Source organism: Ruegeria sp. AB8 (assembly GCF_056542605.1).
In genome coordinates, this window is the sequence record NZ_JBQGAB010000020.1 from 18,780 (window position 1) to 31,013 (window position 12,234).

Below are 12,234 nucleotides of genomic sequence, written 5' to 3' on the forward strand. Positions count from 1 at the left end.
GTCGCGCCACCGCTTTCAGCAGTTTCACAGGGCTATCCTTTATCCATGGGCAGTACCTTCAGCCATTTCGAGCGCCTGGTCGAGGCTGTTTGCCACCTGGTCCACATCTTCCAAGGACAAACAAAGTGGCGGCACCATCCGTAGGCATTGCTGGAAAGGACCGGACTTTGACAGGATGATCCCCTGCGCGCGGCAGGCTTCGAAGACCTCTGCTGTCATCTCCTTGTCAGGCGCTTTGCTGTCCCGGTCTTTCACGAATTCCAGCGCCAGCATAAGACCCTTGCCGCGAACATCACCGATGGCCTTGTACTTGTCTTTCAGGTCATTAAGCCGTTCCAACAGCGCTGCGCCCACAATACGGGCGTTTTCCTGAAGCCCTTCGTCTCGCATAACGGCCAGTACGGCACGGGCGGCGGCAGCCGAGGTCGGGTTGGCGCCGTAGGTGTGGAACATGAACCTTTCGGCCATCGGCGCCGCAACTTGTTTTTTGGCCACAACCGCTCCGATCGGAAAGCCGTTTCCAAGGCCCTTGGCCATGACAATGATGTCGGGGACAACGCCGTCTGCCTCGAACCCCCAGAAGTTTTCGCCGGTGCGGCCAAAGCCTGACTGAACCTCATCGGCAATGTAAAGACCCCCTGCCGCGCGCACGCGATCTGCTGCGCCGGACATATAGCCCGGCGGCATTTCGATGATGCCGCCATAGCCCTGCACGCTTTCCACAAAGATGCCCGCCACCTGACCGGATGTCGCTGTGGCGATGGTGCGGTCGATCTCTTCCAGATACGGCTGGGTACCTGGCCCGAAGATGCCGCGATACTGGTTGGGTTCGGGAACGAAGGCGACGTTGCCGGGCATACCCGGGTGGCGCCACCCGGCAATACCTGTGATCGACTGCGCTGCGGCAGTGGGCCCATGATAAGCAGTGCGCAACGCCAGCAGGTCCAGATTGCCGGTATAGGTACGCGCCATGGTCATCGCCAGATCAATCGCCTCGGACCCGGAGTTGGTCAGATGCACCACCCATTCATAGCCCTTGGGCATGGTCGCGGCCAGTTCCTCGGCCAGATGTGCGGGTGTCGGGTGGTAGAACATTGTCGTGCAGTGGGTCAGTTCCTGCGCCTGCGCGCTTGCTGCTGCCACCACGCGTGGGTGCGAGTGCCCGACCGAGATACAGACATTCATCCCCAACAAGTCCGTATATTTCCGCCCGTCCGTGTCCCACAGGTATTGGCCCTGGCCTTTTTTGAACACAATGGGCTCGCGGAAGGGCGTGAACCGCGTCAGCGAAGCGGCATAGTACCGGTCCCGTCGCGCGGCGGTATTCGAGAAGTCCCAGTCGGTGTGAAGGGGGTGGTCAGTCATTTGGAACCTCCGGTTTTCAGTCGATGGTTATTGGGGTCAAAGGGGGCTTCCGGCAGGATGGTCGCGGCACGGTGCTGACCCAGGATCGAGATGGTCAGCCCCTCGCGCGCGGTCGGGTCACGCAGGTAGGCCAAGGCAAGAACCTTGCCGGTGCGATGACCATAGGCCCCCGAGGTGGCGATCCCTACCGGCACCCCGTCTTTCCATATCGTGTGCGCGTAGAACGGATCGACCTGACCGGCTTCGACATCCAGCAGCACCATGTCCCACGCGTCGTCGCGGGCCAGCTTGGTGCGCAGGTCGTTGCGGACAAAAGGGGTCAGCCCAGCCTCAAGAGGGCTGCGCTCGGTCGTCAGGTCACTGCCCCAGCCACGATAACCCTTTTCGAGACGCATGGAATTTGCGGCATAGGCCCCGTAGAAGCCAAGGCCAAGAGGTTTCGCAGTTTCCTCAAGCAATACGAAGAGCCTTGCCGCGTGCTTATTGGCGACATGCAACTCCCAACCGCATTCGCCCAGATAGGACACACGCAGGGCGCGCAGGGGGATGCCCGCCACGTGGGTCTCGCGCGCGGTCAGCCAGGGCATATCGACCAATTCGGGTAGAGCGTCAGTAGACTTGGGTCCCATGACACCGATGACCGCCAGATCCTCGGAGACGTTTCGAACCATGACGTCAAAACCTTCGGCGACATGTGTCAGCAGATCAAAATCGATCTGCTCGGCCGCCGCGGCACTGGTAAGGTAGGCATGGTCTTCGGTCAGGCGCGTGATGGTGAACTCCGACAATACACCATCTGTCGGCGTCAACGCGTGGGTCAGGCCAATGCGGCCCGGCGCGGGTGCGCGGTTTGCGCCCAGCGCCTCCAGAAACGGGACAACATCCGGGCCGGTGACGTCGAATTTCGAGAAAACCGACAAATCTGCCATCGCAACGCGGTTATGCGCGGCGTCGACCTCTCGCGCCACATGTTCGAACCAATTGGCGCGGCGGAAGGTTTCGTCGGCCACAGCCCCGGGCATGTCCGAAAACCAGTTCGGACGCTCCCACCCATAGGCCGCCCCCATTACCGCGCCGCGCTGGACCATCAGGTCGTGCAGCGGAGACAGGCGCAAGCCGCGCCCGGCGGGACGTTCCTCGTGCGGGTAGTGCACACCGAATTGCAGACCGAAACATTCGATGGCCTTGGCCACGCGGTAGTCCCGATCCGCCCAGACGCCAAAGCGTCGGCTGTCCACTGCCAGCGCATCCATTGGCGGTGCGCCATGGGTCATCCAACGGGCGAGGAACCAGCCTGCGCCGCCGCCCTCCATCACGCCCATGGACGAACCGGTCAGCAGCCAGGCATTCTCCAAGCCATGCGCAGGCCCGATCAGGGGGTTGGCGTCCGGCGTGAATGTAATGGGTCCGTTGATCACCGATTTCACGCCACCCGTTTCCAGCGCCGAAATACGCTCCATCGCGGCCATGATGATGTGTTCGACACTGTCCAGATCCGGCGGCATCAGGTCCGCGCCGAAATCCGGCGGTACACCGTCGACTGACCAAACCTTGGCGTCCTTTTCATACGGCCCAAGGATCAACCCGTCGCGTTCCTGTCTGACGTACCAGCTTTCCTCGGGGTCTCGAATGATCGGCAACTCGGGCAAGCCCTCCTTTATCCGGGACGACACGGCGTCGACCGTGTCTGTCACCAGATATTGGTGCAGCACAGGAACCGAGGGGATGTTGAGCCCCATCATGCGGCCAACCTCCCAGCCCCAAGTGCCTGCGGCGTTGACCACGTGGACAGTCTCGATCGTCTCTTTCTCGGTTTCGATCCACCAATGATCCTGCTGGCGCTCAATCGCGGTGACCGCGCAATTGCGTAGGATCCGGGCGCCGCCACGTCGGGCGACTTCGGCCATCGCGTGGGTTGCAAGCGTTGGGTCTACGTGGCCGTCATCGGGTTCATAAATCCCACCGATCAACCCATCCAGTTTTGCCAGGGGGAACAGTTCGGCGATCCGTTCCGGTGTCAGCACCTCCAGCGGGTAGCCGGTGAACTCGGACAGGCCGGCCACGTGGCGGAACTCGTCTATCCGATCGGGGTTGCGCGTGATCCGCATCGCACCCGAGCGATGAAACCCACAATCGCGCCCGGTTTCCTGCGGTAAAATATCCCGGTAAAGCCGGACAGAAGTTGCACGCAGTTCCTGAATCGTGGGATTGTGCGCGAAATGGGTGCAGAGCCCGGCCGCATGCCAGGTCGACCCATGGGTCAGGTCGTTCTTCTCGACCAGCAAAACGTCGGACCAACCCGCCTTGACCAGATGATACATCAGCGAGACGCCCATGGCCCCACCGCCGATGATCGTTACCTGCGCCTTGATCATGCGCGCATCCTTTCGCCTGAGGGATCAAAGGGCGGGCGGCGCAGGGGCTGCGCGGGATAGTCCTGCCCGGCGACCCGAATTGTGAAAATTCGGCCGCATGTCTCGTCCAATGTCTCGCCCAGCCGGACCGATACCATGGCAAAACACAGGTTCAGCCCCGTTCGTAGCCCGCGTCCACCCGAAGTTGTCAACCCGACATAGGTGCCGTCCTCGAACACCGGTTCGTCATGCAGCAGCAGGGCCGCGCCCTGAACCTGCAGCAGGACAAGACGTCGATGCAGCCCCTGGTGTTTTTGCTGTTCCAACACCGCTTTACCCACAAACTCTTTGGACCAATCGATGGTGAACCCCAGACCGGCTTCAAGCGGAGTGATCTCGGGTCCAAGCTCATGCCCCCAATGTTTGAAACCCTTTTCCAATCGGCATGCATCCACGGCGTAATGACCCAATGGGGTTGCACCTGCGTTTCGCAACGCATCGAACAGCTTGGGGGCATACGCATTGGACACTGTCAGTTCCCAGCCCAGCTCTCCGACAAAACTGACGCGGGTCGCACGGCATGAAGTGCCCGCCAATTCGGCGGTGGCGGCGTGGCCAAAGGGTATCTCGGGAAGGTCTCCCAGGCTTTGCAGAACAGACCGGCTGCCTGCCCCCATCACACCGATGGTGCAGAGCGCCTCGGTCAAGTCCTGAACCATGACGTCGCCCTTCAGGTGGCGGCGCAGAAACGTCAGGTCGCGTGCGCGCGTGGCCGCGCTCGAGGTCAGGTGAAACGCATCCTCGCGCAGCCGCGTGATGGTCACATCCATCTCGATGCCCCCGCGCGCATTGAGTATCTGGGTGTAGACAGCCCGACCGAAAGGCACCTCCATCCGCGCTGTGGTGAGGCGATTCAGCGCCACCAGAGCCTCCGGGCCGGTGATGTCCAGTTTGGTAAACGGGCTCAACTCGATTAGGGCGGTGCCATGACCCATGACAGCCGCTTCCGCCTCGGCCAGAGGCCACCACCCCTGATCGGCTATGGAATAATCCTGTGCCGGGCCGTAATACAGCCCGCGTTCCCAACCTGCTGTCAGCCCGAAATGTGCTCCTGCCCCGGCCCAGCGGTCGTGCAAGGGGGTGGTCCGCAAGCCCCGCCCAGCTTGGGGCTGCTTATACGGCCAGTGCAAGGTAAAGAGATCCGCGACAGCTTCTTCCATGCGTTGTGCCATGTGCCCGGCAGTCGCCGTAGCGGGGTCGACCCGGGCCACATCGACCTCCCACATATCCATGGAGGGGTGGCCGTCGATCACCCAATCCGCCAGTGCCCGTCCAATTCCTGCCGAAGACATCACCCCGACCGAATTCATGCCAGCGGCCACAAACAGGCCATCAACCGAGGTCTCACCTACAAGTGGCCGGGTGTCCGCCGTAAAGCTTTCGGGGCCATTCATGAAATGCTGGATGCCCACGGTTTCAAGGCTGGGGCACAGCTCCAACGCGGCCTCCATGAAGGGGGTGAACTGGTCCCAATCTTCGGTCATCTCAAGGAATGGGCGGTCGCCTTCGGGGCCATAGGCGTCCCAGCATTTGGCGTTGGGTTCAAAGCCGCCGATCACCAGCTTGCTCGCGTCGCCCTTGATGTAGATGCCCCAGTCCAGATCCCTGATCACCGGAAATGGGTTTGGCAGTCCGTTCATGGGTTCAGTGACCACATACATGTGTTCGACCGCCTGTAACGGCAGCGCCACGCCCACGCTGGCCGCCAACTCGCGTGACCAGGCACCGGTGGCAATGACCACCTGATCTGCGTCCAGTTCGATTCCATCGGTCAAGGTTACGCCAATGATGCGAGTGCCTGACTTGCGGAGGGCCTGAACACCGGTGTGCTCATGGATCTTTACACCACTGTCGCGCGCACCTTTGGCATAAGCCATGCACAAATCGACCGGGTTCACATTGGCATCTTCAGGAACAAACAGGGCGCCGACGTGACTGCTCAGATCAAGCTGCGTCAGGGGTACGTCCGAGGCCGAGACTATGCGCGGGCTCAATCCCAGCGTCTGACCCAGATCCGCAATCCGGTGCAACTCGTCCAGACGTGCGGGATCGCGTGCCAGCCAGTAGCCTGAGGTCTGGCGGTAGCCGGTCGACATTCCGGTTTCGGCCTCAAGGGCTGGAAATACCTCGAGTGCGGCCATCGCCAACCGCGTCATGTTTGGAGTTGCCCGCAAGGGACCAACGATCCCGGCCGCGTGCCACGACGTGCCCGAGGTCAGCTGGTTTCGCTCCAGGACGGTGACATCTTCAGCACCGCGCTTGGCCAGATGGTAGGCCAGGCTGAGACCAATCGCGCCGCCCCCGATGATCAGGATACGGGTCATGCTGCCCTCCATTGACGCGACAAAGGCACCGAACTTAGGGTCGGCGCATGACGATACATGCTTTGTGGTGCCATCCCCGCTCGGTTTCGACCGCTTTTGAACGTGTCATGCGCGAGCGCGGTGATCTGACCGTGCTGCACGAGCCGTTCATGTACCATCACTATCTGACCACCAAAGACCGGCTGTTTCCGGGTTTCACGCCCGAACCCGGGCACCCTGCGACATACGACGATATTCGGGCCATGATCCGCGCAAAGGCTGCAATCAACCCCTTGTTTTTCAAGGATATGGCTTACTATGTCACCGAATCCTTGCCGCTGGATCCCGAATTTACTCATCAGATGAGCCACGCATTTTTGCTGCGCGACCCGGCCGAAGCGGCGCTGTCTTATGCTAAACGGGATCCCGAATTTACCCGATTGGAACTGGGACATGAAGCCCAGTACCGACTGTACACTGCACTGAAAGAGCTGGGACTTGACCCTTTGGTCATCACCGCTGATCAACTGCGCCGCGATCCGCAAGCGACGCTGCGCCGTTATTGGGCGCATGTCGGGCTGCCCTATCTCGCGCATGCGTTTTCCTGGGACAGCAGTGTACCGGACGGCTGGCAATCGGTGCAAAGCTGGCATACCGAAGTACTGCAAAGCGGCGCGATCCAGGCGCCCGTGGTCACGGACGTGCGGGCGGAACTGGATGCGCTTGGCGAGCCATATGCCGACCACGTGGCGCATCACCTGCCGTACTACACTCAGATGCGTGACATCGCTGAAACCCAAGCTCATCAGAAATAGTCCCGATCGGGTTTCTCGGCCTTTCGCCGTGCGATATAGTCCTGCAATTCCGTGTCAATGTCCGGGTCCAGACCAGGATCTTCATATGCGTCAAGCTGCTCTTTCCAGATTGCATTGGCGCGGGTTGCGGCATCCTTCGCTCCCGCCGCGTGCCATTGTTCGAACGAATTGTCATCCGGGGTCCAGGGCCGGAACAGAGCGGACATGAAATTGGCCTGCGTGTGTTCGGACCCGAGGAAATGCCGACCCGGGCCTGTCGCCGCGATCGCCTCCATCGCCTGGGCATTCTCGCTCATGTCGATGCCTTCGAAGAAACGCCCGATCTTGCCGCACAGATCGTGATCCAGGATCGTTTTTTCGAACGAGGTCACCAACCCGCCCTCCAGCCAACCGGTGGCGTGGTTGATCAGGTTAGCGCCCGCGAACATCGACATAATCAGACCCCAGGTAGCCTCTTGCTGGCTCTGGGCGTCCGGAACTTTTGATGCGCTGAGCGTACCAACCGTGTGCAAGGGTACATTCAGCCTGCGGGCAAGCTGTCCGGCCGCCAATACCATCAACCCGGCCTCGGGTGTGCCAAAGGTGGGTGCGCCGGACTTCATCGACATGGTCGAGGCGAAACTGCCCATCATGCAGGGTGCCCCAGGGCTTACCAATTGGGTCAAAGTCATTGCAGCCATGGTTTCAGCCAACACCTGAGCCAACGTCCCTGCCACAGTGGACGGCGACATGGCCCCGGTCAGAACCCAAGGCGTGCAGGCAACCGGCTGCCCGGCGCGAGCATAGGTCTTCAATGCACCCGACATATGGCTGTCCATCACAAGGGGCGCGTTGGTGTTTGACACGCAATAGAGGACGGCGTTTTCGGCCACAAAATCCTCACCGAAAACGATCCGCGCCATGTCGATCGCGTGGCCTGCCCGCTCGGCCCCGATAAAGGCCCCCATGAAGGCCCGATCAGAATAGCGAATGTGGCTATATAGCATATCGAGGTGGCGTTTGTTGGCAGGCAGGTCCACCGGCTCGCACACAACGCCACCCGAATGGTGAAGCCACGGCAGGCTATGATGCAGCTTGATCAGATCGATGAAATCCTGATGCGAGGCATAGCGACGACCGCGATCCAGATCGTGCACAAAAGGCGGCCCCCAAGCCGGACAAAGCACACTGGCTTCTCCGCCAAGCTGAACGCTGTTGGCCGGATTGCGGGCATGTTGCGTGAACTGCGCGGGCGCGGTTGCAGTGATCATTTTTCGACAAAAGCCGGGTGCGAACCGCACGCGCGTTCCGTTTACGTCACAGCCTGCATCTGCAAAGATCTTCAGAATCTCTGGGTCATCCTGAAACTCCATTCCGGTTTCGGCAAGGATGGTGTCCGCATTGGCCTCGATCTGCCCCAGCCCCGCCTCGCTGAGCACATTGAAGGTCGAGAGCTTTCGCAGAATAAACGGCGCACGCATCTCGGCGGAGGTGCGGAGTTCCGTCGCCCTGCGACGGCGGGATGGGCGCGAACGTGTCATGGCAAAACTGTTGACCCGGCGCTTGACGGAAACCAAGAAAATCCCAACAGTATAATCATTATTTATACTAAGGTTGAGCTATGCTGGATCGTCGCAAACTGTCGCCAAGCCTGATGCGCTCACTCGAAATCTTCGTCGCCGTTGCGGAAACAGGTCAAATGCGGGCGGGTGCGAAACTGCTCAATCTCTCGCAGCCGGCGGCATCCCAGCACATCACCGCGTTGGAAAAGGCTTTTGGCACCTTGCTTCTGGATCGTAGCACACGTCCGGCCCGGCTGACCTACGCGGGCGCGCGCCTGCACAGCAAAGCGCAGAAGATTCTGGATGCGTTTTCCGACATGGAAACCGAATTGCGCCACGTCGGCCAGAAATCCCTGACCCTGCTTCGGGTCGGCATTCAGGCCTCAATCGCCACGACCCTGACGCCCTCATTGATCGACCTGGCCCAGCGTGTCTTTAACGTCGAAGATATCACCCTGCATGCCGGGCAAAGCGGCAACCACGAGCATTTGCTGAGGACCAAGCAAGCGGATCTGGCGATCACCTCAAATCCGTTTCTGGACATGGATGGCCTGGAGCGCCACCATGTTCTGACCGAAAGATACCTTCTGGTTCTGCCCGAAACATATGATGGCCCGACAGATAGCCTTGAGGCGATCCAGACACGGCTGCCCTTGGTTCGGTTCGGAGATACAACAAACGCCGGACGCCAAATTGCACAACACCTGCGCCGTTTGCGTTTTGAACCCGACAAGGTCATTCAGGCGGACCGTTCAAGCATGGTTACGTCCTGTGTTTCTGCCGGACAGGGGTTCAGCCTTTTGACACCAACTTTGCTGATTGATGGATTGGTGGAGAACATGAGCTTGCGATTGAAAGAGCTTCCGGTCTCCGGCCTCTCGCGCACCCTGACAGTTGTCGCCAGAAAAGAAGAGCTTCAGAGTTTTCCAAAAGCGCTTGCTGAGATGTCCAAACAGAAGCTGACACAGCAAATTACCAAGCATATGGGAGATGTCGGAACAACAAACGTGGAATATGACTTGGCCGAAAACTTGGTAAATAACTGAACGAGGCCGGGCTTCCGTCGGCGAACTATTGACGATTCGCTTGTACGATCCATTCATTGGTTGAACGCCCCTGTTCTTGGCGTACGGACCCCAGGGACGCTGCCCCACCTAAAGGTTCGGTTAGGGCCACTGCTTGTGAAATTCAGGTAGTGCGTGCATTCCGCGCGCGGATCGCTTCCAGCAGCGGACGGGGATTGTTGCAGCGGTCAATGGCACCGTTTCTAACAAAATACCCACGATCGACATCCGCCAGCGTATCGCAAAAAATGCTATGTTCCTGAGGCCGGGACAAGTGTTCATCGCCTCGGTGACACGTGCTTGCGTGGCGGCGTCATCTTGGTGCGGGGTGGCAGGGTTGCCGCCCGCCACCCACAGGTGGACTGATGCTTTCAATCCGTGGGCCGCCACAGCCTGGTCCACTGCGTTCAGACGCTCGAGTACAGGGTCGGCATTGCCTAGCCGGAACATTGCACCGTCGATCCCGCAGGATTTTGGCACGGCGGCAAGCGCGGACAGCTGTTCGAAGTCAGTCGCGTTGAACACGTGGTTGATGACGTTAAATTAGGTGACTTCGGACTTGATATCACCCTTTGTCCGCATTCGCGAAACATAGATTGGCAGATCGATTGCCGGTTGCGGGATGGTCAGAAGATCGGCAGACACCTCAACATCACGCCAGTTCAGCGAGATTTCCCAATCCGTCAGATTGTGCGCTTCGGCGTCATGATCTCCAACATTGCCTCATTGACGCTCCGACCGAACAGCGTTGTCCGGAACCCAAGATGCTTGAGCATAGCAAGCCGGGTCCGACGCGCAGGGTCCAGCAGATCGTGCAGCGGAATGCGGACGTCGCGCACGCCCATCTCCTGCAGTGTCAGAAGGTGATAGTCGTTGCGAACGGTTTTGCGGTCAAATTCGTCCAGCCCTCCGCTGGGGGGCACTTCAGAGATCTCGGCCCAGTTCTGGCGCAGGTCGAAGCCGATCAGCGCGTTGGCGTTTTCCCTTGGCGCGGGCGCCAGGTCCAGCATACCTCCCAAGGGGCTTTCGCCCGGCGCAAGTTCGGCGCCGTTTGTACAGACAAACTTGGTGACGTGGCCGTTATCGTACACGTTGACGATGAAATACCCCAACTTGGCGGAATCGTTGCGACCTGACACGCTGCCTTCGGGCGGGATGGCCCGCAGCATTTCGGAATAGTCCTGCCGGACAAAGCTGGTTGCCGGCGCAAGGTAATAGTCGGTGTCGCCGTAGCGGTCATACCAGAAGTTGTGGGCGTGGCCTCGACCCCGTGTTTCTCAAGCAGCCCCAACAACCAGCCGCGCCCCGGTTGATCGGTGTTGTCACAATGATCCAGCTCTTGCGAGCAACACAGATAGGCCGGGTGATGCAACATCAGCATGACGCGCTGCCCGCTTGCCGCGGCAAGCTCGTCCTCAACCCATCGCTTCTGATCCGCGCTATCCCCGAACAAGGTCGTCCTGCGGTTGTGAGTGGTACAGCCCTGTCTTGCTGGAAAGCCTTACCCATCTGGCACCGCTGCCTTACGTCACGGACCCGTCAGGAAGAACCATCTTTGTATACGGTTTGTCTTGACGTGCTGGGCTCGTAGATTGAAAAGTAACGGTATTTCATCGTCATACAATTTATGACAGTCGACGGAACTGGCGCGAACAGGGGGTTTGAGAATGTCATTGAAACTGGAAGAAGTAAGCAGCGGACTGGGGTTTCCGGAAGGTCCCGTGGCTATGAACGACGGATCGGTTCTGTTCGTCGACATCAAGGAACAGACATTGGTTCGGCTGGGTACGGATGGCAAAGTTGCCAAGGTTGCCGAAATTCCAGGCGGACCAAACGGCGTTGCGATCGGACCTGACGGTGCCGCATATGTCTGCAACAACGGAGGTGTATACAGCTTCGTTCCATTTGGTCCTGACCAGATCACGGTTCCCGCTCCCATTCGTCCGCACTATCAAGGCGGGTCGGTTCACCGCGTTGATCTGGAAACCGGTGCCGTCACGCAATTGTTCGATTCCTACGAAGGAAAGCGGCTGATCGCCCCGGACGACATTGTCTTTGATGAATCTGGCGGCTTTTGGTTCACCGATACCGGGATCGAAGACGAAGAGTCGACGCGTTATGGCGGATTGTACTATGCCTCAATCGACGGCAAGACCCTGATCAAAGCGGCGACAATCCCAATGCCAAACGGGGTCGGACTGTCGCCGGACGGCAAGACGGTCTATGTCTCGGACACCGTGTTCGGCAGGCTTTGGGCGATGGAAATCACCGGAACGGGGCAAGTCAAACCGGGACCGATTCCCGGCATGCCCGGCAATGTCGTGCAAACCTTGCCCGGATATCAGTGGCTGGACAGTTTGAGGGTGGAAGAAGACGGGCGTGTTTGCGTCGGCACGATTTTCAATGGTGGCATTACGGTGTTCAACCTTGACGGGACAACCGAGCATGTCCCGGTGCCGGATCTGTTTACAACCAATATGTGCTTTGGCGGGTCGGATATGCGTGATCTGTGGATCACGGCGTCCAGCACAGGCAAGATCTACAAAACCAGATGGCCGCGCCCCGGGCTGAAACTGGCCTTCACAGCCTGAAGGTTTCGCACGGAATCCAAGCTAAGCGTGCCGGACACAACCCACGGTAGCATTTCCCGTGACATTTTGGCTGCCAGCCGCGCTTGCCTTAACGGCAAGGTGACGCCTATTGCTGGCGAGAGATGCCAAGGTGTTGTAAAC

Annotated in this window: 9 protein-coding genes; 3 read left to right on the top strand and 6 right to left on the bottom strand. The window is 59.5% G+C overall.

The genetic code is table 11. The annotated features are described in order from the left end of the window. Positions 1 to 39 precede the first annotated feature (39 nt). Genes ACR0CG_RS18625 through ACR0CG_RS18635 form a run of 3 tightly spaced genes read right to left on the bottom strand, consistent with a single transcriptional unit; the run spans position 40 to position 6,103 of the window. Positions 40 to 1,365 carry an aspartate aminotransferase family protein gene (locus ACR0CG_RS18625; RefSeq protein WP_170805897.1) on the bottom strand — a complete coding sequence of 442 codons (1,326 nt, stop codon included), beginning with the start codon at positions 1,363 to 1,365 and terminating at the stop codon, positions 40 to 42. Next, positions 1,362 to 3,740, bottom strand: coding sequence for a GcvT family protein (locus tag ACR0CG_RS18630; protein WP_480526775.1), 2,379 nt, complete (start codon positions 3,738 to 3,740; stop codon positions 1,362 to 1,364). The genes ACR0CG_RS18625 and ACR0CG_RS18630 overlap by 4 nt, the downstream gene beginning before the upstream one ends. Further along, positions 3,737 to 6,103, bottom strand: a complete 2,367-nt coding sequence (locus ACR0CG_RS18635) for a GcvT family protein (RefSeq protein WP_480526777.1) — start codon at positions 6,101 to 6,103, stop codon at positions 3,737 to 3,739. The genes ACR0CG_RS18630 and ACR0CG_RS18635 overlap by 4 nt, the downstream gene beginning before the upstream one ends. 47 nt (positions 6,104 to 6,150) lie before the next feature. Between ACR0CG_RS18635 and ACR0CG_RS18640 the strand changes: the two genes are divergently transcribed. Next, entirely contained in the window at positions 6,151 to 6,897 is a 747-nt protein-coding gene (locus ACR0CG_RS18640) for a sulfotransferase-like domain-containing protein (protein WP_480526779.1), read from the top strand. On the opposite strand, the gene ACR0CG_RS18645 is transcribed toward ACR0CG_RS18640, so the two are convergent. After that, entirely contained in the window at positions 6,888 to 8,417 is a 1,530-nt protein-coding gene (locus ACR0CG_RS18645) for a trimethylamine methyltransferase family protein (RefSeq protein WP_480526780.1), read from the bottom strand. The genes ACR0CG_RS18640 and ACR0CG_RS18645 overlap by 10 nt on opposite strands. An 80-nt stretch (positions 8,418 to 8,497) precedes the next feature. Here ACR0CG_RS18645 and ACR0CG_RS18650 point away from each other — a divergent pair, with 80 nt between their 5' ends. After that, the gene (locus tag ACR0CG_RS18650; protein WP_480526782.1) at positions 8,498 to 9,484 is read left to right on the top strand and encodes a LysR family transcriptional regulator; all 987 of its coding nucleotides are present in this window, start codon (positions 8,498 to 8,500) and stop codon (positions 9,482 to 9,484) included. A 120-nt stretch (positions 9,485 to 9,604) separates the two neighbouring features. Here the strand turns inward: ACR0CG_RS18650 and ACR0CG_RS18655 are convergent, their stop codons facing one another. Further along, entirely contained in the window at positions 9,605 to 10,027 is a 423-nt protein-coding gene (locus ACR0CG_RS18655) for a hypothetical protein (RefSeq protein WP_480526784.1), read from the bottom strand. A gap of 158 nt (positions 10,028 to 10,185) precedes the next feature. Next, positions 10,186 to 10,671 carry a hypothetical protein gene (locus ACR0CG_RS18660; protein ID WP_480526786.1) on the bottom strand — a complete coding sequence of 162 codons (486 nt, stop codon included), beginning with the start codon at positions 10,669 to 10,671 and terminating at the stop codon, positions 10,186 to 10,188. Between the two features lie 498 nt (positions 10,672 to 11,169). Between ACR0CG_RS18660 and ACR0CG_RS18665 the strand changes: the two genes are divergently transcribed. Beyond that, positions 11,170 to 12,093, top strand: a complete 924-nt coding sequence (locus ACR0CG_RS18665) for an SMP-30/gluconolactonase/LRE family protein (RefSeq protein WP_480526788.1) — start codon at positions 11,170 to 11,172, stop codon at positions 12,091 to 12,093. Positions 12,094 to 12,234 lie beyond the last annotated feature (141 nt).